The organism is Bdellovibrio bacteriovorus (assembly GCF_001592755.1).
Taxonomy (GTDB): Bacteria; Bdellovibrionota; Bdellovibrionia; order Bdellovibrionales; family Bdellovibrionaceae; genus Bdellovibrio; species Bdellovibrio bacteriovorus_E.
In genome coordinates this window covers 329,226-351,219 of the sequence record NZ_LUKF01000016.1, presented here as the reverse complement: position 1 = coordinate 351,219, position 21,994 = coordinate 329,226, and the positions used below count along the sequence as shown (strand labels likewise).

General features: G+C 44.8%; 21 protein-coding genes. 11 read left to right on the top strand and 10 right to left on the bottom strand.

The genetic code is table 11. From position 1 onward, the window contains the following. The first annotated feature begins 52 nt into the window (after window positions 1-52). On the top strand, window positions 53-955 hold the full coding sequence (locus AZI85_RS11400; RefSeq protein WP_063244157.1) for a LysR family transcriptional regulator: 903 nt from the start codon (window positions 53-55) through the stop codon (window positions 953-955). Here the strand turns inward: AZI85_RS11400 and AZI85_RS11395 are convergent. Continuing rightward, entirely contained in the window at window positions 945-1,367 is a 423-nt protein-coding gene (locus AZI85_RS11395; protein ID WP_253720958.1) for a hypothetical protein, read from the bottom strand. The genes AZI85_RS11400 and AZI85_RS11395 overlap by 11 nt on opposite strands. Next, window positions 1,355-2,635: a transglycosylase SLT domain-containing protein gene (locus AZI85_RS11390; protein WP_063244156.1), complete on the bottom strand. Its 1,281-nt coding sequence runs from the start codon at window positions 2,633-2,635 to the stop codon at window positions 1,355-1,357. The genes AZI85_RS11395 and AZI85_RS11390 overlap by 13 nt, the downstream gene beginning before the upstream one ends. A gap of 240 nt (window positions 2,636-2,875) precedes the next feature. Between AZI85_RS11390 and AZI85_RS11385 the strand changes: the two genes are divergently transcribed. Further along, complete coding sequence (locus AZI85_RS11385) at window positions 2,876-4,414, top strand: YiiX/YebB-like N1pC/P60 family cysteine hydrolase (RefSeq protein ID WP_063244155.1); 1,539 nt, start codon at window positions 2,876-2,878, stop codon at window positions 4,412-4,414. Window positions 4,415-4,461: 47 nt separating this feature from the next. On the opposite strand, the gene AZI85_RS11380 is transcribed toward AZI85_RS11385, so the two are convergent. Continuing rightward, window positions 4,462-5,568: a fatty acid desaturase gene (locus AZI85_RS11380; protein WP_063244154.1), complete on the bottom strand. Its 1,107-nt coding sequence runs from the start codon at window positions 5,566-5,568 to the stop codon at window positions 4,462-4,464. 48 nt (window positions 5,569-5,616) lie between these two features. Beyond that, a complete protein-coding gene (locus tag AZI85_RS11375; RefSeq protein ID WP_063244153.1) occupies window positions 5,617-6,234 on the bottom strand; it encodes a hypothetical protein in 618 nt (205 codons plus the stop codon). A gap of 121 nt (window positions 6,235-6,355) precedes the next feature. Here AZI85_RS11375 and AZI85_RS11370 point away from each other — a divergent pair, with 121 nt between their 5' ends. The 3 genes from AZI85_RS11370 to AZI85_RS11360 all read left to right on the top strand — a co-directional run bounded on the left by AZI85_RS11370 (window position 6,356) and on the right by AZI85_RS11360 (window position 8,484). After that, window positions 6,356-7,342, top strand: coding sequence for a hypothetical protein (locus AZI85_RS11370; RefSeq protein WP_063244152.1), 987 nt, complete (start codon window positions 6,356-6,358; stop codon window positions 7,340-7,342). Then, complete coding sequence (gene recO, locus AZI85_RS11365) at window positions 7,339-7,935, top strand: DNA repair protein RecO (RefSeq protein ID WP_063244151.1); 597 nt, start codon at window positions 7,339-7,341, stop codon at window positions 7,933-7,935. Before AZI85_RS11370 ends, recO begins: the two co-directional genes overlap by 4 nt. A gap of 105 nt (window positions 7,936-8,040) precedes the next feature. Beyond that, the gene (locus tag AZI85_RS11360; protein WP_063244150.1) at window positions 8,041-8,484 is read left to right on the top strand and encodes a hypothetical protein; all 444 of its coding nucleotides are present in this window, start codon (window positions 8,041-8,043) and stop codon (window positions 8,482-8,484) included. Here the strand turns inward: AZI85_RS11360 and AZI85_RS11355 are convergent, their stop codons facing one another. Beyond that, window positions 8,485-9,360: a tyrosine-type recombinase/integrase gene (locus AZI85_RS11355; protein WP_063244149.1), complete on the bottom strand. Its 876-nt coding sequence runs from the start codon at window positions 9,358-9,360 to the stop codon at window positions 8,485-8,487. A gap of 186 nt (window positions 9,361-9,546) precedes the next feature. On the opposite strand from AZI85_RS11355, the gene AZI85_RS11350 reads away from it, so the two are divergent. Continuing rightward, complete coding sequence (locus AZI85_RS11350; protein WP_063244148.1) at window positions 9,547-10,602, top strand: sigma-54 interaction domain-containing protein; 1,056 nt, start codon at window positions 9,547-9,549, stop codon at window positions 10,600-10,602. 238 nt (window positions 10,603-10,840) lie between these two features. Continuing rightward, a complete protein-coding gene (locus tag AZI85_RS11345) occupies window positions 10,841-11,830 on the top strand; it encodes a hypothetical protein (protein WP_063244147.1) in 990 nt (329 codons plus the stop codon). Between the two features lie 58 nt (window positions 11,831-11,888). Here AZI85_RS11345 and AZI85_RS11340 read toward each other — a convergent pair whose 3' ends face one another. Beyond that, window positions 11,889-12,536 carry a TetR/AcrR family transcriptional regulator gene (locus tag AZI85_RS11340; RefSeq protein WP_063244146.1) on the bottom strand — a complete coding sequence of 216 codons (648 nt, stop codon included), beginning with the start codon at window positions 12,534-12,536 and terminating at the stop codon, window positions 11,889-11,891. Window positions 12,537-12,692: 156 nt separating this feature from the next. On the opposite strand from AZI85_RS11340, the gene AZI85_RS11335 reads away from it, so the two are divergent. The 3 genes from AZI85_RS11335 to AZI85_RS11325 are packed head-to-tail and all read left to right on the top strand — an operon-like array spanning window position 12,693 to window position 17,901. Then, window positions 12,693-14,138: a TolC family protein gene (locus AZI85_RS11335; protein ID WP_253720957.1), complete on the top strand. Its 1,446-nt coding sequence runs from the start codon at window positions 12,693-12,695 to the stop codon at window positions 14,136-14,138. A 2-nt stretch (window positions 14,139-14,140) separates the two neighbouring features. Next, window positions 14,141-17,371 (top strand): efflux RND transporter permease subunit, encoded by a 3,231-nt coding sequence (locus AZI85_RS11330; protein WP_063244145.1) that lies wholly within the window; start codon window positions 14,141-14,143, stop codon window positions 17,369-17,371. Between the two features lie 17 nt (window positions 17,372-17,388). Beyond that, window positions 17,389-17,901: a MarR family winged helix-turn-helix transcriptional regulator gene (locus AZI85_RS11325; protein WP_063244144.1), complete on the top strand. Its 513-nt coding sequence runs from the start codon at window positions 17,389-17,391 to the stop codon at window positions 17,899-17,901. Between the two features lie 46 nt (window positions 17,902-17,947). Here AZI85_RS11325 and AZI85_RS11320 read toward each other — a convergent pair whose 3' ends face one another. Together AZI85_RS11320 and AZI85_RS11315 are read right to left on the bottom strand one after the other, a co-directional pair. After that, complete coding sequence (locus tag AZI85_RS11320) at window positions 17,948-18,445, bottom strand: hypothetical protein (protein WP_063244143.1); 498 nt, start codon at window positions 18,443-18,445, stop codon at window positions 17,948-17,950. Window positions 18,446-18,622: 177 nt separating this feature from the next. Continuing rightward, window positions 18,623-19,789, bottom strand: coding sequence for an aminotransferase class V-fold PLP-dependent enzyme (locus AZI85_RS11315; protein WP_063244142.1), 1,167 nt, complete (start codon window positions 19,787-19,789; stop codon window positions 18,623-18,625). Between the two features lie 68 nt (window positions 19,790-19,857). Between AZI85_RS11315 and AZI85_RS11310 the strand changes: the two genes are divergently transcribed. Then, complete coding sequence (locus tag AZI85_RS11310; protein ID WP_063244141.1) at window positions 19,858-20,397, top strand: YdcF family protein; 540 nt, start codon at window positions 19,858-19,860, stop codon at window positions 20,395-20,397. A 31-nt stretch (window positions 20,398-20,428) separates the two neighbouring features. On the opposite strand, the gene AZI85_RS11305 is transcribed toward AZI85_RS11310, so the two are convergent. Both AZI85_RS11305 and AZI85_RS11300 read right to left on the bottom strand, forming a co-directional pair. Next, window positions 20,429-21,007 (bottom strand): hypothetical protein, encoded by a 579-nt coding sequence (locus AZI85_RS11305; RefSeq protein ID WP_063204908.1) that lies wholly within the window; start codon window positions 21,005-21,007, stop codon window positions 20,429-20,431. 119 nt (window positions 21,008-21,126) lie between these two features. Further along, window positions 21,127-21,891 carry a hypothetical protein gene (locus AZI85_RS11300; protein ID WP_063244140.1) on the bottom strand — a complete coding sequence of 255 codons (765 nt, stop codon included), beginning with the start codon at window positions 21,889-21,891 and terminating at the stop codon, window positions 21,127-21,129. Window positions 21,892-21,994 lie beyond the last annotated feature (103 nt).

Sequence of the window (21,994 nt, the reverse complement as noted above, 5' to 3'; positions counted from 1 at the left end):
ATAAAAAATCGATAATCTTTAACAAGTTATTTGATTTTAACGAAGAGGTCTTATGCCTGTTAAAGTAGCAAACCAAATGCAGTGGCTTAATTATCATCACCTTCACTACTTTTATACAATCGCTAAAGAGGGGAGCATTGCTAAAGCTGCTGAAAAACTTAAAATCGGACAGCCTTCCTTAAGCACTCAATTACGCCAACTGGAAGAGTCATTAGGCAAAGATCTTTTTGAACGCCGTAAGCAAAGGCTGCATCTGACAGAGGCAGGAAAGTTGGCTTACGAATATGCGGACCAGGTGTTCCATTTAGGTTCAGAAATGGTGGAGGCTCTGCATGACCGTCTTCAAAACAATCGCGTGCACGTGCAGATAGGCGCTTTGGACAGCGTGCCCAAACACATCCTGTTAGAAATTATTCTGCAGGCCTATAAGCAAGGGAATTGTTCGGTGTCGGTCGTTGAGGGAGGAGGCAGTGAACTTTTGCGAGAGCTCAGCGCCCATCAAATTGACTTGCTTCTTGCCAACTATCCGCCCAACGTTGACACCAAAAGCATTTATGCCCGACCTATTGCGAAGCTGGATGTCGTGGTTTGTGCATCGGCGAAATACAAACATTTGAAGAAAGGCTTTCCGCAATCTTTAGAAGGTCAGCCCTTTGTCTTTCCCACGGTGCATAGCAAATTACGTCGAGATTTAGATCACTACTTCAAGGTCAATGGTATCAGAGTTGATCGCATCGCCGAAACTCAAGACACAAGTTTGCAAATACTTTTAGGTCAGGAAGGCGTCGGTCTGATACCGATTTCCTCAATGGCTGCCAATGAGCTTATCAAAGAAAAGAAGCTGGTGGTGTTAGGAACATTAAAAGGCGTGAGTGAAGAGATCTGGCTTGCGGCGGCAGACCGAAAGATCAACAATCCGGTCGCCGCAAAGCTTATGAAGGGATTTAGTTTGTAGTAGGACTGCAAAGCGCATTGAGAATCTTCATCGCCTCAACAGCCTCAGGCACTAGTCCGCCGTCACGGCTGGTGGAGTTTTCAATGCGAACTTTCGTGCGCTGACAGGTCGAAGCATTGATATCTTTCATACGAATCAAATTCACGTAGTTATCATATTCAGTCAAACTGCGGTATTCTTCCAAGGCCGGGTGATCATCGGGCGTGGTCGCAAGATCAGGAATCTCAATCGTATTTAATCGCTCGAAAAGAAACTGCTTGTATGTTTCTAGGTATTGCAAACGAGCGACGATGTTGTCTTGCCGTTGCAAGTGCGCAATAAGGTTATCCGCAGTTTGTAAAGTCAGACTGTCGTTAAAAGCCAAGGACGATTGGGAAGCAAGCAAACAAATCATCAGAATTAATTTACGCATGATCCACCTCCAGCATTCTTTTCGATATCGTTCAATGTTTTCGTAATCGCAGGGAAATAAGACGATGTTTCTTTACGACGTGCGGAACTCTTATTCGCGCTCGCCGGGAACTTTTGCATGTACTGCTGCATTTGGTTGATGAACTCGTCCGCGTTCGTCACCTGACGATTGCGGTAGTAAGTATTTAACAAAGTCTTCGCCGGAGTCCAAGTTCCCGCAGGACCTGTGTTGTGAGACCAAACCATCAAAGCTCTTTTCACTTTGTTCATGTCGTATTCAGAAAGGCGGAACTTCGATTTATAATTTCTATTGCTAAAGATCATCGAGTTCATGTCTTTCTTAACACCTTTAAGATAAGCGTAAGTATAAATCATGTTCGTCACAGGGTTTCCGCGCTTTAAAGAGATACGATCACACGCGTAAGATTTTTGCGGACGAATGGGTTGCATGGAATCTAGGAACTCCATGGAAAGGCGTGAGCACAAACGGTTCTTGCTACTCTCTAAAGCGATACGAATGTCATTTAATTCATTCGTGTTGACGTCTTGAATTGCGGGTTGCGTGAACTGACCGATACCGCCAGCACCCGTGCCGCTCATCGCGTTCACATGGAAACCAGATTCAACATTGATAAGAGCGTAAACGGCGCGAACATCCAGCTTTTGCATCTCTTCGCTTTCACCCGGAGCAATGAAGTCCTTCATGCACGAGCTGACAACGTCGAAGCTGTTGTTGATGAGTTTGAAATAGTTTTCTGAGATACAAGGACGGAATGCTTGAGAGGTAGTTCCGTTCGCAGCGCATTGACGGAAAGATTTACTGCTAGCCGAAAATTTTGCTTCCATCGACATACGCATGCACATTGGTTTAATAATAGAATTCACGCGAATAGGGGAGCGAGTGAGGGCCGATAGCAATGAGTTCCCTTGCGAAGTCTGTGCAAGTTCTTTTTCCAAATAGTCATTTTGACGGTTGCACTGATTGTAGCGCAGATTTGCCAACTGTTTTTCGCAGTCAGGGCAATTCTTATTGCTCATATTGTTCAGACTACCTAAAAGGTTTTGAACATTCTTAGCTTTATCAATCTGATCAAGAGCATGTTCGATGATGGGGGCTGGCTGTTCATCAATATTAAATGGAACAGAAAGACCTTTATCACTTGAAGCTAACTCGAACGTAGAAAAGACAGGCGAACCCAAGCTCCAACCAACGCTGAAACACAAGTTCAACAACAACAGCTTATATAATAGTGGTGTTCCAGTTTTCATGGATAGGTCTCCTCACAGGGCTTACAAAGCAAGAGCTTTGCCAAATGCGGCTCAATGATTTCAATAGATTACAAAGCGGAATGCCGTCTCAAAGTGAGACAATCATGGGTAAACGCCTAAACGGTCATAGCCACGACCAAGACTTAGACAGCTAAACCGAGCTGAATTTTGCTTCGCTTCGAAAGTCCAGTTACGGAAACCCAAGAATTTTCCGAAGAAGGGGAAACGGGGGAAATCCTAATGAAAAAACGCTTACTTCTAGGTTCTGCCTTTTTGGCGCTGGCAGCCTGTCAAAGTCCCTTTTCAAAAACAGGTGAGGTTGAATCCTATCGTCGTCCCGCCAGCACGGAAGAGCTTTTGACGGGCAGTCAAAAAGTGTTGAATGATTTAAACAATCCGCAGATCTTTAATCCGCAAACTTGCGCGAAATTCGTGAACCAAGTCACGGACTATCTTTATTATCTTCCAGCGGATCATTTCATTCCTAAAACTCCTGCGGAAGTAGAGTTATTAAAAACTCGCGGCAGTGAAGTGATGGACACGATCTTTCAAATCCGCGTTGTCCTGCATGATAAACTTCAAGAGTTTGATTCTCGCAATGAGCTTTCGAAGGAATGTATCACAGAGATCCGTGAAGGTTTTCAGTATGCGCGTTTTTCTGAAGAGTATCTCTTAGAGTGGCTGTACAACCAGAAAGTCTTTAAGTTTGAAAAAGCGCCGATTATGGCGAATACAAAGCCTAGCACTTGGACGAATCCCAAGTTTGCAGATTTCAAATTGAAAAGTGGTGACGTGATGCTTGTGCGCGGAAAATCGCACGTATCAGCGATGATCGCTCGTATCGGTGATGAAGAAGGTAACTTTTCCCACTTGGCTCTTGTCGGTGAAGATAAAGCCGGTAAGAAATTCGTCGTGGAAGCCTTGATTCAGTATGGTGTGATTGTGACGCCACTTGAAGAATGGAGAAAGGCCGAAGATGCGCGTGTCGCTTTGTACCGCCAGCCTGATGAGGCATTAGCGAAATCGGCCGCAAGAAAAATGTACGATATCGCGAAAGCAGCCTTAGATAAGAAAAAAGGCATTCGTTATGACTTTGCGATGGATGATGATGACTACTCAACGATCTTCTGTTCTGAAGTGATCCGCATGGCTTACGATAAAGCTTCCAATGGTCGCTTTATGGTTCCGAAATATCGCAGTGGCGCAACGAAGTTTAAAAACACCGACTATCTTAAAAGCTTAGGTGTTTCTAAGACCTCCTTATTCGCTCCTTACGATATCGAAGTGGATCCAAGATTTGACTTCGTTGCGGAATACCGCTGGTATCCTCTTCTTCGTCAAGTGCGCATGCAAGATGCCGTTCTTCAAAGCATTTATACTTGGATGATTGAAAAGGGCTACGAGTACCACTGGGCTCCGCAACATTCGATCAAGTCTTATTTTGCTAAGTTTGTTCGTCAGTTTGGTATTGCGGAAGACACGCTTCCTAAATACATGCCGATCGGAAGTATTAAAACGAATGTGCAATTTGAAGCGGTGGCGAAAACTCTAGAAAAGAATATTTATGCCAAAGAGGCCGAGTTCTATAAAAAGAAAGGCTATTTGCCATCGTTTCAGGACATGATGAAGATTAACGAGGAATACCGATATCAGGACTGTAAGAAGCAGCAAGCTTTCCGTGAAGCCACTAGATATCCTAACGACAGGGACATCGGTGGGAATCCGGCGTCTTCTCAATTCCACTACTTCTTCTATAATAAGTCGAAAGACTGCAAATAAAAAAAGGGAGCTGAAAAGCTCCCTTTTTAGTTTCTAAACTGAATTTCTTAAACCGATCTTAGACACACTTGCCACTGCTTCATGCCCATCTGGAACTCAAGCTTGGCAATTTCCATCTCGCGTTTGATTTCCGCAAGTTTTAAATCGTAAGCCTCTTTAAGCTCTTCGCGTTTACGAACTGCATCCACTTTGAATTGTTCGTAATCTTCACGAAGCTTTTTCATTTTGTTCTGAGCTTCTAAGATTTTTTCTCTCATAGCTTGCAGTTTTTCTTCCGCAAATCCATGTTTCGTTAATTCCGCAGCTTCGGCTTGCAAACGCGCCTTCAGAATTTCTGCATTTGAAATCTGGCGAAGTTTCGTAGCAAGGCCCATAAAGTTCAAAGATTTAATAACCCATTTTGTTGGGTCCCAGTGATACCACTTGATACCGTTGCGGTAGTCGATTTGGAACTTATGATGGAAGTTATGATAACCTTCACCATGCGTAAGAACCGCCACAAACCAAGAGTCACGAGCCGAGATCTCTTTTGAGTAAGTTTGTTTACCCAAAGTATGGCAAAGAGAGTTCACGAAGAAAGTGCTTTGTTGAGTCAACGCGATACGAAGACCGCCGCCGATAACGAATCCACCCAACGCCGAACCCATCGCCCAGCCAATCAAAGTGGGAAGAGCAAAGCCAGTAAGAATTGCGAGTGGCACATAATATTTATGTTGGAACTCTACCATCCAGTCTTTTTGAAGATCAGGAGCGTGGATTTTTTGGTCAACAGAGTCTTTAAAGAACAACCAACCCATGTGGGCGTACCAGAAACCTTCATTGATGTTGTAAGGATCTTTTTCTCCATCAATGTGTGTGTGGTGACGACGGTGATCCGAAGACCATTTCAAAGCTGAACCTTGAAAGCCTGATGCACCTACAAGTAGGAAAAGCGCTTTAGCCAAGGGATGAGCATCGTAACTTTTATGAGAAAATAAACGGTGATAGCCCGCTGTGATGCTCAAGTTTGTCGCAGCCGCAAAGATCAAAGCGAAAAGAAGAATGTCTAACTCGAAACCATAATAGTAGAAGTAAATTGGAGTTAGAATAAGGGTGACCAGCGGATTGATAATCAGGAATAAGGCGACTGGCCATTCGATACGTTTTTTTGTCATTAGCACCTCTCAGAATCAAGTCTAACAGAGGTGTGTAGATTTCGACACTTAAATAGAAAAGCCAAGGATAATTTTGCCGTAAGTTCCACTCATATTAATATCTTGCGTGGCTGCGTTACCAGTCGCGTCTTCTGCGCCATCCCAGCGAAAATCAAGGTAGCCGACTTCAGCTCCCACAATGAAACCAGTCAGCTTCACACCGCCCTCTAAGCCCAGGCTGTAGGATTTAACGGAATCACTTGAAAAATCTGCTTTTAATACGCCACCTTCTTCAGCCTTGAGACGAGTCGAGTGAGACAGTCCCCAAGTGAAAATAGGCCCTAAGAAGAAAAGATTGTCGATGGGACGCCAATTAATTAAAAGCGCGGTGCGAGTGTAATCCATCGTGTAGTCAATACCGCTTGTCGTGAAGCTCATGTTTTCATAACGCAGACCTACACCTGGAACGAAAGGGAACGGAATTGTTAGGATCGCGTCAGCGCCGAGACCATAAGCATTAGAAACGGACGGAGTTTCTGCAGCACAAGTTGGACATAAGGGAGCTAAATCAGGGTTGTTCGCAAGCATTCCGTAAGTCACGCGCGTTTCAAAAAGAGCATGCGCGGGTGAAGTCAAAGCACCGACGGTGAAGAAAGCCATAGCTAAAACAAACTTATTCCATTTCATAAACGCACTCCCACGTGAACTTAGTAAGTTTACTTTGGGATCGGGTCAACACTCAATTTCCTGATGAAAATAAGACCTTCGTCGCACTCTCTTTTGTGAGGGAATCTGCTAAATTTTAAAGATGTTTATCGACGTTGTACGACCGGAAGCTTGGGAAGAATTAAACGATCAAGTCAAAGCCGCCTTAGGTTTGGAACCCAAAGCTCGTGCGCGTAGTTTTCCGGGCATTGCCTCTGCTGTTTTTGAAATTTCACAAAGTACGGCCCAGTTCATGTCCCATAAAAAAGCCATGGGTGTGATTCTGGGACAGACCTCCGTATTTGAAGGTTTGCTTCCTTACTACTACAAAGAAACTTATGAAGTGGCTGCACTTTCACACTTGAAACTTCACGATGTGAAAGAGTGGGTAGAGAGCTTAAAAAAAGAAACCTGTTTTGTTTTATTTGCTGAAGATCATCCCGTAACCGGAGAGGTTTATCCCTTTGCCGAAGAACTTGATAAATTGTTAAACGAAAAGCGTATTTTCTCTTTTCGAGTTTCTCATGCGCGACATTTTCAAGAGGCGATTGCCATTCGTCCCTATACCGTGCGGTTGTGTTCATACTCGCCTTCTGTAGCGGTGGCCGTAGCGGGTGAAAGATTTCGTTCGCCAGCGATGATAGCTCAGAACATGAGTTGGAACGCGGAAGCTTTTTTAAAAGAATTATCTGACGCCCGTCGTGAGCATCAGAATAATCCGTTGCTTGTCGAAAATTTTGAAAAAGAAATTTCGGCGAAAGCGCAGCCGTATTTTAAATGCGGAACGCCACGCTTGTTCGATCGTGCCGTTTTTACTTTTTCAGATGTCAGCGCGGAAGCCGTTGCGGAAAATCTGTTTAAAAAACTAGGTCTTTCTAAAACTGAGGGCTGGCAGAAAATGGCGAGCACCAATATGTGCCACTGGTCAGCAATCAAAATGTTTCGTCACTGGTGGGAGCCGACACCAAGCCTAGAACAACTGCGCGGCCTGTTGATTGTGGGATTAGATCTTCTGAATACAAAAGACTTTGCCAAGCTTGTGATATCTTCGTATGAAGAAGTAAAGCTTCAGCAAAGTTGGGACGTGTGACTCAAGGCAAAGACCGCTTTATCATTCTTAGAAAAATCAAATACTCGGAAGCCGACTTGATTCTTCATGCACTTTCTCCCGTCGGAGAAAAGCTGTCGTTCATTGCCCGTGGTGCCTTAAAAAGTAAAAAACGTTTCGGTGGGGGAGTGCTTGAACCCACTCATTTCGTGAGTTTCACCTATAAACAGGCCGAAGAAGGACAGCTGAATGTTCTTCAAGAAGCGACTCTGCTGAACGACTTCCCGGGTATTCGTAAAGACTATGACCGCCTGGAGCTTGCTCTGCACATGATTGATTGTGTGAGCAAGGTCAGCCAGGAGGGTGATAATTCTTCTGAGTTTCTTTTCAACCTTTTAGGGAATGCTTTAAAGGCTGTCGAGACCGCAAAGGATCCTCTCGTTTTAAAGATGCACTTTTATATCAAGTTTCTTCTTCAGCAAGGTGTTGTGAATGCAGAACCTTGGATGGCGCCTTTCTTTAAGGCTCATCTTGCAGATACGGACAAGCTTGCTCCCCAACGTGGACTTGTGGATCAGGAACTTCGCAATGTCGAAGCTATGGTCCGCCACTATCTTGAACACGCCACTTTGTAAAACTAAGCGACAGTTTCGAATATGCTTTATACCTATTACAAGTTTTGTACGGCGAATTTTGATCCCCGCCGAAGATAGCTTATAAAGGCCTCTCTCGGAGGTTTTATGAAATTCGTCTGTTCACTTATCGCGATAGTTTTATTTTCAAACATCTCTCACGCTCAAGGTTTACAGCAGTTCTTGGGTGCCTACTCGGTTAACCAGGAAAAATGTGAATTGGCTCCGGGAAAAAGAGCTTACGTCAGTTATAGCAAGCAGACATCTAATCCGAAGTCCATCGAGATCAACGTTTATGGCGAAGAGGCCGTAGGCTTTCTTTTAGAAGAAGGTTTTCGCCACGTAACTATAAATGAAGGTCATTACTCTGGTTATGACGTTGTCGGAACCATCGACGGAAATGTTCTTACTCAAAAAACTATCATGTATCCTCTTGTCGGAGAGGCCTATCTTTCAGAGACTTATATTCTTACGAATCATGGTGATAAAGTGACTTTGGCGCTGGATGAAGGAGCGGGTTATCAGATCACGTGTGAATTTATCAGAAAGTAATCACTTTCCTTTTCCCAGAGGATGCAGATTTTCAAGCGTCCTCGCCAATTGATCGATCCCTAAGTGAGTGTACTTTTCGGTGGCCTGTAAGCTCTCGTGACCTAGCAGCTCTTGCAGCGTTCTTAAATTGGCTCCGCTCGATAATAAATGAGTCGCAAAACTGTGACGAAGAGCATGGGGATGCAAAGGTTTTAAAAGTCCCGCGCGCTGGCCACTTATTTTCACCATGTCATAGGCCGTGCGCGGATTCAAAGGCTCTTCACCAAAGACAAACTTATTAAAACCACTTTCTTTCTTCCATGCGTGCAGCACTTGCACCGTTAACGTAGGAAGGGCGATGACTCTTTCTTTCGATCCTTTACCTGTTACGCGCAGAATCTTTTGCGACATGAAAACTTCAGACCACTTTAAGTTACAAGCTTCACTGACACGCAGACCGCCCCCGTAAAGAAGCAGGAACAGAACTTTTTCTTTCAGCGAAATCTCTTTGTCGGCATCAAAACTTTTAAAGACGGCCAAAGCTTCATCGACGCTTAGGAAGTGCGGAAGTTTCTTTGGAACCTTGGGACAAGTGATTTGCAGAGACAAATCTCTCTCAGTCAGAGACTCGTCGAAGGCCCAGGAAAAGAAGCTTTTCAGGGTCGCGGCTTTGCGATTGCGAGAGGCCAAAGAAAGGTGAGCCCATTGGTTGAAGGCGCCGCGAGCCGTGGCTAGCAATTCGGCCTCGCTCAAAGAAGCCGATGAATTCTCATAATTAAAAGCCTGCTTAAGATCTAAGCTATAGTGCTTGATTGTGAGGGGGGAGGCTGACTTCACAAAGGTCATGAATTTCAGATACTTATCAATGTTTTCGGCCAACTTAAAAGGCTTTCCCATGATGCTGAAATCCCGCGGGTTGAAGCATAGGCCCTAAAAAAAATTTAACGCCATGCAAAAATTTACTTGCAAAACTTACACGACCAAAGTTATAACTCAATGCGTTGCTGCGGTGTATCAGAACGAGATATTCAATCTGAGACACCCACCCAGATTTATAAAGTACGTTACCGAAAGGTGGAACCCATGAACGACAACAACTCTATGATCTTGCCCTCTTCTCAGAATGCAAATCAAGTGATGTGGAATACAAATACAACTTCCAAAGTTTTGGAAAACAAGACCATCGTCTACCAGTCTGAGGTGATGGGAAGCTTGATGAAGATGATCGACCGCGTAGCTCCTTCAACGGCGAACATCCTGGTTCTTGGTGAATCTGGAACGGGTAAAGAGCTTATCGCTCGCTCTATCCATGATCGTTCTAATCGCAGAAACAAAGCTTTCGTAGCCATCAACTGCGGTGCTCTTCGTGAGACTCTTCTTGAGTCAGAACTTTTCGGTCACGAAAAAGGTTCTTTCACTGGCGCTTACAACCGTAAGATCGGTTTGGCGGAAGCGGCTAACGGCGGAACTTTGTTCCTTGATGAAATCGGTGAGTTGGATCCAGCAATCCAAGCTAAGCTTCTTCGCTTCATCCAAGAAGGTGAAATCTACCGCGTGGGTGGCAAAGACCCTATCAAAGTAGACATCCGTTTGATCTGTGCAACGAACAGAGAATTGGACCAAGAAGTTGTTAAAGGTAATTTCCGTGAAGACTTGTTCTATCGTATCAACACGATCGTGGTCAGTGCTCCGCCTCTCCGTCGTCGTAAAGATGACATCCCGTCGCTGATCAACCACTTTTTAAACAACTCTCAACACGCGTATTTGAACCGTGGTCGTTCAGTGAATGAAGAAGCGATGAAAGCTTTGATTCGTTACGACTGGCCAGGAAATATCCGTGAGCTTCAAAACGTGTGCGAAAGACTTCAGATCCTTTCTGAAGGTCACATGATCATGTTGAACGATATTCCAGAGAATATCCGTAACGGTGAGACTGAAAAAGACGTGATTGAGTATGATCCTACAATGACTCTTCACGACCTAGAGAAGCGCTATATCTTGAAAGCTCTAGCGCACTTTGGTGGTAATAAAACTCAAGCGGCAAACAACTTGGGTATTACGATCAAGACTCTTTATAACAAACTTCATGAGTACGGCGAGTTCGAAAAATTCGCAGTTCACACGAAGCCGATGAAATAGATCTTAAGTACGAAAGTACGAGTATTACTAGCTAGCCCGAGGTGGTTTTCTCTCTTCCCACCTCGGGCTTTTTTTTTGCCTAAAATCTCTCCCAAGTCAGCGTTTTCTCGAGCCAAACCGAATTGTCACTGTGTAAAAATCCTCGCCACGCCACCGACCTAAAAGCCGTATTAAAACGAGATGACGTGGCCTACGCCTTGCAAAACATACATCCGGATTAATGCCAAACGAGGAATATATGAAACTCACTTTGGGTGTTTTACTATCAGTTTTGTTCGTTACGGTGAATGCGAATGCTTATGTTGTTGCGGATGATGACAACGATTCAAGTATTTACGTTAATGAAGACACCATGTCTTATCAGCAGCGTGAGTGTTCTGATTTCCTTTATCAAAATCTAAATACGATGTCTTCAAAGACGGATGTGGCTTGTACCCGAGGCCGTACAGACATTCGTTTCCAAGATTGTACTATCTATTTGACGAAGCACTTAAATTCTAGAGCCTTTGATAAGAATGGTTATCCTCACAAAAAGAACGTTATTTATGCAGCGGAAGCTTGCTTGAATACGAACTCTTTTGAGGTCGCTATGTGTGCTTCCGAGTTGTTCTTGCGCGGTGGCCTTTATGTCTCAAATCCTCGAGACGCGACAGATGCAATGCGTATCTGTAATACACCTCAAGCATCTTTAGTTAAAAACTGTGTCATCAATAAAGCAGATCGCGGTCAGTACGGAGTTCAGCACGCAATGAAATGTGTGGAGGAACACGATCCTATCGTTAAAGAACGTAAGGAAAGAGAAAGACGCAGAATCGAAGAAGAAAAACGTCGCGCAGCCGAGCAAGCACGTCTTGAAGAGCAAAGACGCCAACAAGAGGCGCAAAGAGCGGCAGAGCAAAGACGTATCGAAGCTCAGCGCGAGGCTCAACGCAGAGCCGACGAACAACGTCGCCTTGAAGAGCAACGTCGTCAGTCGCAAACTCAAAATCAAGAGCAAGTTCGCAGACAAGAAGAGTTAAGAAAACAAGAAGAAGCTCGCAAGCAAGCTGAGGAACAAAAACGTAAGCAAGAAGAGGACAAGAAAAAACAGTCTTCTTCAACGGGATCTAAGGGTTCTTCAAGCTCAGGCGGGAACTCTACCGGCTCAACAACGCAAACTGAAGAGCCAGGCGTAATCCCACCGCCGCCAACAACAACGATCGACGATCTTCCAGCGTTTGAAGAATAAAACAAAAAACCCACAGCTCTCACTGTGGGTTTTTTATTTTTAACCTATCTAAAAAATCTTATTTATCAAAAAGACGAGAGTAAGTTTTTACGAAGCGCGCCGCTTTATCGCCAGTCACTTCCGGCGACTCTTCATGCAAGATGTGATCGAAAAAGAAGATGCCGTCTAAGAAAGTATCTAAGTGTTCACAGATCTCCATGACATTCGTTCCTTCTTTTAATCGTCCCTTGTCTGCCAGCATCTGCACGCGATCAATTAATTTGGGATCGATGAGAAGCGGAATGGTTTCACGCGCTTTCTTTTTAAATTTTCTATCTACCAGACATTGCGAAAATACGATGCGCGCGAAATCTTCGTGCATACAACCTTGGTTCACGCGAAAGCGCACATAATTCTCGAGCTCTGCTGCTAACGAATTTTGAGGAGGGTAGGGAAGTTCGTCTTGAATAACTTGCTCAAGAAACTTTTCGATGATGGCAAGTAACAAACCTTCTTTGCCATCGAAGTAGCGACCGATCAGTGATTCGTTCACGTCCGCTTTTTTAGCAATCATCTTAGTAGTGGCACCGTTAAATCCGTTTTTCGCAAAGATCTCCAACCCTGCCTGAATCAGTCTTTCTTCAGAAGCAGAACGGTCCCTTTTTTTGCCCTTAACATGAGCAGGACTTTCGTCTTTTTGGATCTTAACTTGAGATGAATCCGTCATTGATAATCTCCTGACAATTCAATTAAGTACTTGAAATGTCTTATCTTTATATAATGTATCATAAGCTAAATCAGGACGCAAGAAAGTAATTGATTGCATACTTAGGGGTCTTCGGTTAGGTTAAGTATGTAAGCGATTACATAACGGAGTTATGAAATGAAAAGATCCGACGTTTTAAACATTGCTAGCTTCTCGCTGATTCTCGCAGCCACCCTGGTTGGAAATTCAGCGTCCGCAATGAATCTGAATGAATATCTCGATCAAGTTAAACAACATAGTTTAGGGTACAAGGCGAGCTCTGAGCAGGCCGAAGCTTCTCAACTAAAGACACGTGAAGCAGACTTGTTCTTTACGCCGCGTCTTTTTGCGAATGCAAGAATTGGCTACGATGGCAAAGAGCCGTTCGGTTCCACCATTACATATGACGAACTGAAAATGCAGAATTACTCTTTAGGAGTATCTCAAGATTTCAGTTTCGGTCTTGAAACAAAACTTTCCTACGCTATGGACCGCACGGAAGTTGTCGGAGCAGATCTTCCGGCAGGAATTCCGAACAGCTTTTGGGATGCGACTCCGCTTCTAGAATTAAACATGCCTCTTTGGGGAAATGGTTTCGGTCGCACGGCACGTGCGAATGAAGAACTGACTCGTCAACAAAATGTCGCAGAAAAATTCGGCGCAGAAGCTGAGTCTGTGGGAACTTTGGTTGAAGCTGAAGCGGCTTACTGGTCACTGGCATCAGCTCAAGAGCTTGTGCAAGTTCAGAAACGCGCTTTGAAACAAGCTCAAAGTATTTTGGATTATGTGTCTCGTAAAGCTCGTATGAACTTAGGTGAAAACGCCGACGTTCTTCAAGCCAAAGCCATGGTCGAAGCCACTATCTTCGGAGTGCAACAAGCAGAAAATAGCGAAAAAGCCGCTCGTCGCGCTTTTAACACTTTCCTAAATAGAAAAGCAGAAGAACCAACTCCGGCGTTGGATGGCATTAACTATTCTTCTTTAGGAACGGTTGAAGTTCCTAAAGCAAGACCGGGCGACCGCTACGATGTGAAAGCTGCGGAAGCGCAATCTCGCTTGGCGCAAGCTTCTGCCAAAGTCACTGAAGAAAAAAACAAGCCGACTTTAGATCTTTACGGAAGTTACGCATTGAACGGTCGTAATGAAGAATTAAACGACGCTTTAAAAGCGGCGGGTGAAGACGGCAGAGACACAGCTTTCGTCGGTCTGCGCTTCAATCTTCCGTTAAATGTCTTCGCTTTGAACGATGCTAAAGCCGGAGCACTGAAAGCCAGCAAAGCGGCCGAGCTTTCTTATCAAGCAAAACAATTCAATCAAGAACAAGAATGGACGAACTTAGTAGAACAAATGGCGGAAGCTAAAGAAAGCCTTCGTCTAGCTACAAATATCGTCAACGCGCAAAAAGCCAAATTGGACAATGAGCGCACACGTCTTCGTCAGGGAAGAACTACGACTTATCAAGTTCTTCTTTTTGAACAAGACTTCTCTCAATCTGAAGTGAACCGCGTGCAAGCGGCCGCTCAGATTCTTGGACTTCAAGCTAGAGTTAAACTTTACCAAGCCTCTGTTGAAGGAGGAAAATAATCATGAGCTTACCTAAGATATCAATCAGCAGACCCATCTTTACAGCCTGTGTGACGATCGCCATCATCGTCGTGGGTTGGGCCTCTTTCAAATCGATGAGCGTGGACTTATTTCCGGATGTCAGTATCCCGGTTGTCACTGTTCAAACAACTTATCCTGGTGCAGGACCTTCCGAGATTGAAACCTTGGTCAGCCGTCCGATCGAAGAAGAAGTGAGTACCATTTCCGGTATCAAACGTCTGACTTCTAAAAGTTTAGAGGGTGTTTCACAAGTTATCGTCGAGTTTAATAGCTCGGTCGACGTGAAGTACGCCGAACAACAAGTGCGTGATAAAGTAAATATCGCAAAACCGAAACTTCCAGATGATGCTGAAGATTCTGTCATCAAAAAGTTTGACCCGTCAGACACTCCGATTTTGATGGTGTCTTTAACGGCGAACAATCTAAATGATGCGCAACTTTTCGATATCGCGGACCAGTTTATCAAGCCACGTCTTGAGCAAGTGAACAACGTCGGTGCCATCGAAATCTTCGGGGGCCGTGAACGTGAGATTCACGTGATCTTGGATCGTAATAAGCTGCGTGCTCGTGAAATTTCTGTCAGCCAAGTGGCGGGTCAAGTCGGTGCTTCCGGCGAGAACATTCCAAGTGGTAAAGTGGAACAACAAGGTGGTAAAGAGCTTGTGTTCCGTGGCCTCGGAGAGTTTCAGTCCGTGCCCGAAATTTCTGACACTCTTGTGAATCTTTACGGAAACGAAGTTCCAACACGTGTGGCGGATCTAGGTAAGGTTGTCGATACCATGCAGGATGAAAAATCCCGCGCTTATTTGAATGGCGAAAAAGCGTTGTTCTTACAAGTGTATCGTCAATCCGGTTCAAACACCGTGCGTGTAGCTGACGACGTTATTAAACAATTAGATCGTATCGGACCTGAATTGGCGAAGCTTGATGGTGCGCCCAAAGTTCAAGTCGTGACGAATGGTTCCATCAAAATTAAAGATAATATTTATGACGTGAATGAAACGATCATTATCGGTATCGTGCTCACGATCATCACGGTGTTCTTCTTCCTGGGAAGTGCGCGTTCAACATTGATCACAGCCCTTTCGCTTCCGATTTCCTTGATCGGTGCCTTCATGATTATGAAGGTCGCAGGATTCTCGATTAACATCGTATCGATGCTGGCGTTGACTTTGGCCGTAGGTCTTCTGATCGACGACGCCATCGTGGTTATCGAAAATATTTATCGTCGTATGGAACTGGGTGAAGATTCACTGACAGCGGCAGAAAAAGGAACAACGGAAATTCAAATGGCCGTTATGGCCATCACTCTGGTTGTTATCGCTGTATTCGTGCCGGTAGGTACGATGTCGGGAACTATCGGTCAGTTCTTAAAACAGTTCGGTATGACCGTCGTGTTCTCTATGGCCATCAGCTGGTTCGTGGCGATGACGATCATTCCAATGTTAACGGCTTACTTTGGTGGTGCGGGTCACGGTGCAGGTCATTCTCCGCAAGATCATAATACACTTTATGGAAAAACATTGGGCCGCTTGGTGCGTGGTTTTGACCGCTTCCAAGGTTGGTTAGAAAACGTTTACGAAAAGTTATTGCGTGTGACCTTACGTCATCCATTAATGACGATTGGTGCGACATTCATGGTGTTCGTGCTTAGTATCTATACTGTCACGAAAGTTCCTGGAGCCTTTATCACGGATGACGACTCGGGTGAGTTCGCCGTCACATTGGAAATGGAACCAGGCACCAGCTTAGATGGTATGAATAAAGTGGCGGACGAAGTGGATAACATCCTTCGCGCGAACCCCGAAGTGAACTACACGGCGAAAATCGTGGGTAGCTTGTACGGGGAATCTAATAAATCACAGTTCTACGTGCGTATGAAAGATGGCAAAGAGCGTGGGGAATTAACGACAGAAGAATTCCGCGATAAGATTCGTAAACAGTTAGCTGGTTTCACCAACGCAAATCCGGTTGTAAAACAGTACGACGCTTCCGGCGGTATGGGAGATCAACCGTTTGTCTTGAATATCATCTCTGCAGATCCAAAAGATTTGGAGGCTTCAGCGACGAAAGTGCTAGCGACGTTGAAGGCGGATCCTCGCTTTAAAGACGTGGATTCTAACTTCCGCCCTGGTAAACCCGAAATGCAAGTGCATGTAAAACCAGGCGCTGCAAAATTATACGGTATTAACACGAAAACAATGGGCGGCGAATTGCGTGCTCAAGTGGAAGGTTTAACTCCAGCGAAGTTCCGTGAAAAGGGACGTGAGTATGAAGTGCGTGTACGTCTGTTGCCAGAGCAACGTGATATTAAACAAGCCTTCAACCAAGTTTATGTTCCAAACGTGAACGGAAAACTGGTGAAACTTTCTGACGTAGCGACAGGTGACTTGGCAACAGGTCCTGCTTCTATCGAACGTCAAGACCGTGGTCGTTATATTCAGGTCACGGCGGGGCTTGCTCCAGGCGTGGGTCTAAGTGATGCCGTGAATGACGTGGTTAAATCGATGACGACAGGTCCGAACGCGTTCCCTCCAAGTGTGCGTTACACATTCGGTGGTGATGCGGAAAACATGCAAGAGCTGATGACTTCAACGGTCCTTGCCCTTGGATTCGCGATCATGTTCATCTACTTGATTCTTTCAAGTCTGTATGAGTCCTTCATCACACCCATCACAATCATGGTGGCCTTGCCATTGGCACTGTGTGGTGCGTTCCTGGGCTTGTTCTTGATGAGCGAGACATTAACGATCTTTGCGATCTTTGGTTTCTTCATGTTGATCGGGGTTGCCGGTAAGAACGGTATCTTGCTTGTCGACTATACGAACCAAATGATGGCGCAAGGTAAATCCAGAGCGGAAGCTTTGGTCGAAGCTGGTAAGACACGTCTTCGCCCGATTTTGATGACTTCGTTTGCATTGATCGCAGGTACATTGCCTGTGGCGATCGGTATGAATGAGGCTTCGAAAACTCGTACGGCGATGGGGGTGGCGATTATCGGCGGTATGATTTCATCAACGATTTTGACTTTGATCGTCGTACCTGCGGTGTTCACTTATGTCGATCGCTTCAGAATTTGGGCTAACAACCTAGGTTCTCGATTCACGACACATATGAAAAAAGAAAAAGCAGATCGTCATGTTGAAGTGAAAGTGGGCTCTGAATCGAAAGGTTCGGTCGAGTCTAACGAAGTAGGTTTGTCAGAAGGGTAATAGAATAGGAGTATGTTATGGCTAAATTATTCATTCAAACTCTGCCTTCTAAAGAAGAATTAAGAGCCTCGGCGTCGAAAATCCACGACGCCGTGGATTCTCAAGCGCTGTACGCGAATCTTCTTTTTATGAAGGTGGCTAATGACTTGGAGAACTATTTAGATAGTTTGCTAGCGCCTCACAATCTGTCCAGCGGTCGATTCACATTGTTGATCCTGCTTGGAGATGCACCTGAAGGTATGATGCCTTCCGAGCTTTCAAATCGCGTGGGCGTGACTCAAGCCACGATTTCAGGACTCATCAATGGACTTGAGAAGGCTGAATTGGTGAAGCGTGAGTTGCACGAAAAGGACGGACGTTCTTTCGTAATTAAGATCACGGATAAAGGACAGGCTTTGGTGAAAGAGATTTTCCCGCAATGGGCGCCAAAGATTTCAACGTTCTGGAATCAGATCAACAACGAGGAGCTGAATAGCTTCAGTGGCATTCTGGAAAACATGGTGAAAAGTACCGGTGTGCTAACCAAATAAAAAAAGCCTCCTGAGAAGGAGGCTTTTTTGTTTCCAAAGCCAAGACTTAGTTGTCGTACTTGTCTTTATTCACTTCGTAGCAAGAAAACTCGCTGCCATCTTTACCGATCAGCGTGTAAGAATCATCGCCGTTTTGAGCGATCACATTTCCTTTAAGATCGAAGACCAATCCATAAGGGTTGTCACCGGGATACGATTTTGTTTCCAAGTAAACCTTGCCGGTTTTACGAGAAGTCAATTTTAGGATGTAAAGATCGTCGAAACTTTTTTGGAACACGTCTTTAATTTCTTCGAAAGTAAAGTCTTTAGGTTCTTCGAAGCTGATGTAGTTCATGTGGGCGTTCAACATTTCAAGTTGAAAATTGGTAGCGCTTGCTGCCTTTTTGATGTCGAAGATCTCTTCAACGATGAAAAGCTCTTCGCTTTCTTCATGAAGTTCCAAAGTGCAAAGCTCAAGGTTCGCTGGTTGTTTTGCTTTAGCGGGAGCCGCGAATGCAGATGTTGTAGAGGCCAAAATCAAGGCGATAGATAAAAGTGTTTTCATGGATAACTCCGTTTTGTTAATGACGAAGTATCTATCGTCCTTTACGTCCTTCCGCAATGAAATAGGAAACAACTATATATGTATCAAAAGAATGATAACAAATACATCATGCTTTATTTCGGAAGCGGCGGCCTTCATAGATAATGCAACTGATGCGGAAAAAGCATCAGTTGCAATTTATGCTAGAGTCCCAATTCTGTGCACCAGTTCTAAAAGATCGCTATGGTCGTGATAGAGTCCGAATCCAAAACGCAACCGAGTCGCTCGAGAATCCGTTTGGACTTTCGCTTGCTTAAGCTGGCGAACAAGGGCCTGAGTGGCTTCAACACTAGGACATTCAAAAGTCAGAAAGTGTCCGTGCTCGGCGGTGGCAGACGCCGAGATAAATAGATTCTTGCGGTTTAATACTGGATGTTGAATCTTTTCTAAAGAAGCTAAAAAGGTCTGTTGATTGTCTTTGATCACTTGATGGATTTTAGCGACATTCAAACCCTCAGATTTAAATTTCTCTAAAACCGCAATCAAGCGGTAAAGTGCGGAAAAATCCATAGTGCTTCCTGCATATTGAAGAGCATCTTGCGGATATCCCACTTGATTGCCCACCGCTGAAAGGTGAGAAAGCTCTGCAAACCACCCGGTATGAAAAGGGCGGTGCCGCGTCTGCGGTGGAACATAAAGAAAGCAAGCCCCTTCGCCACCTTGAGCATACTTATAAGAACCCGCAATATAAAAGACGCGATCTTGAAGGGAAGAAAAATCCAAAGGCACAGCCATGAAGCTATGGTATCCATCAATAACGAACATGCTTCCTTGAGGAGCTTTCAAAGCCAAGCGATGGACATCGCAAACCAAGCCCGAGTTGAAGAACACATGGCTTAAGAACATCAGATCCCAAGTGCCGCGGGCCATCTCGGCTTCAAATCTTTCGTGGAAAGTTTCAAATGGTAAGGTCGGAACTTTGATCACCTCAAAGTTTCCCATCTCGGAAAGACGGTTGATCTGACGGTCAAAGCTGTAAAACTCGGAATCCGTCGTTAAGATACGGATATTCTTTTTCCAATCCAAAGAGCTTAAAAGTCGAAACACAAACTCGTGTGTATTCGGGGCAAAAACGATTTGCTCTGGATGCGAGATATTTAAAACCTCGGCGATCAGCTGCTGCGCATGAGGCACCTTCACCGAAAAAATATGCGCCCACTTGTCATCGACATAACGAGCAGAATCATCCCAATACTGAATATGAGCGTCCCGAGAAACATCCGGCCAATAGTGATGACTGTGGCAGGCAAAATGAAGTTCGTGAGGATGGGCTTCTAAAAAACGCTGGTAAAGATGCTTGTACATATAAAAATCATAAACAAAACCAGGGGCGTTGACTACAAAGACCGGTCACTTCGCGCTACAATATCGACATGACTCTTCTAGGTATCCTCCTATTTTATATTCTAGCGGCCGAGCTGTATGTTTATGGATTTTCCCGCAACGGCTCGCTGACTGATTATGACTACATTCTTTTATTAGGTGCGAATGGGGATTTGAAAAGTACGGTGACCCGCGACCGCGCCAGCAATGCGGCAAAAGCTAAAAGTCGTTGGCCGCATGCGCAGCTTATACTTTCTGGAGATGAAAAACGGGGAGAAGTGGCCGTCTATAAAATCCTTCTCTCGAAGGAAGGTTACACGGATTTTCTGGAAGAAGGGGAAAGCAAAAACACCTGGGACAATATACAAAACAGCCGGCCTTTAATGCCTCAAAAATATCCCAGAGTTTTGATTGTAACATCAGAGTATCATCAACCGCGAGCCTTAGCGATGGCTCGGTCTTTAGGAATGAAGGCAGAGGCGTTTGGAGAAGACCCTCGCAGATACAAAAAAGCGCTCTTGTTTTTCATCAAAGAGCGCTTTTCCAATCTTAAATATTTTCCGCAAATGCTCTTTCATAAAATCTTCTAGAAAGAGCTTCGCAGTTATTTAGATTTCAGAATTAGAAGTAACCTTCGTCATCGCCGAAGTCTTCATCTTCATCGTCTTCGTCGTCATCATCATCGTCAGATGAAGTTACGTCTTCAGACTCTTCGTCTTCTTCGATAGAACCTTCTTCGTCTTCAGATTCCATGTCTTCGTCATCAGATTCAGTTTCCCACTCGTCGTCAGAACCAGTGTCTTCTTCTTCGATGTCGATCATGTTGTCCATTTCAGCTTCGTCGTCGAAATCAGAAGAGATTTCTTCAACTGCCGGAGAAGTGGAAGGTTTCAATACTTCAGCAGCACCCGCGCCCACGGCTGCGGCTTTAGCCACTTTTTCTTTTTTTGGAGCCGCTTTTTTAGCAGCTGGTTTTTTAGCAGCAGACTTTTTCGCAGCTTTTTTGGGAGCTGCTTTTTTAGTAGCGGCTTTTTTCGTCGCAGCTTTTTTAGCGGGTTTTGCTGCTTTTTTAGTTGCAGCTTTCTTCGCTGGTTTTGCAGTTTTCTTAGTTGCTTTTTTAGCAGCAGCTTTTTTAGCAGGTTTTTTTGCTGCTTTTTTAGTTGCGGCTTTCTTAGCTGTTTTCGCTTTTTTCTTTGCCATTGATCGCTCCCTGAAAATGCTAGAAGTCAAACTTCGTTCAAAAATGATTAGCCCCCTTAGACTAGCGACATTTAAGGGGGCAGGCAAAGAAAATTAGAATGAGAATTTTAGAGTCTTGTTTAGTTGATAATACCACTCAAGTGATCATCAATGATTGCAGCCAAGTCATTCGGCATCAAGAAAGACAGGAACAAACCGCCGTTGTTAACGCCTTGCTTAGGCACGATGGTAAAGTACCCCAAGGTTCTAGTACCTGCTTGGTTTTTAATCGGCGCAGTTATGCCCACATATTCCGGAAAGAAAGAGCTTTCCACAAAAAGGCCCACTGCATTTACTCCCAAATAAAGGTAGATCTTGTTGCTAGAGTTTTGATTAAGACCCAGGGCTAGGGAAGGGTATTCTCCGCTCGGCATCATTGGTAATGTCCGACCATCAGGCAAAGTCGTTGCCGGAGGCAGCGTCACCTTGTCCTTCACGATGAGGCGCAGCGGAATGCTGACGGCGACGCGAGCCTTTTGTTGCGAGTCCAGAACGGTCTTAATGGAAACACCTTTGACGCTCGGAACATCAATGTACACGGAACTGAAAGGTCCAGGAGGCAAAGGAAGATAAAGAAGAAGTGCCTTATTGGCCTTGTCCAACGCCAGCACCTGTTCATTTTCATAAGTGCCGCTGCCAACATAAGCATTCATATCTAATTTATCAAATTCACTGGGGACAGGCGGGGGAGTGCCTTGGCCAGAATCATCGCCGGGGGTCACAGATCCCTGGCCTGAATTGCCGTCCGTAGCCAAAGTCTCAAAGCCGCCTTTGCTGCAGGCTGCAAGTAGGGATGTCGTCATCAATGCCATCACCAGTAATCTTGCTGTTTGCGCCGTGTTCATAGAATTCCTCCATGCTTCTTACATATTTTCGGCGGAAATTCCTGGATACTTGAGCTAAATATTTGAAATTATTGGTAAATAAGTTTTACAGTTTTTTGAAGAA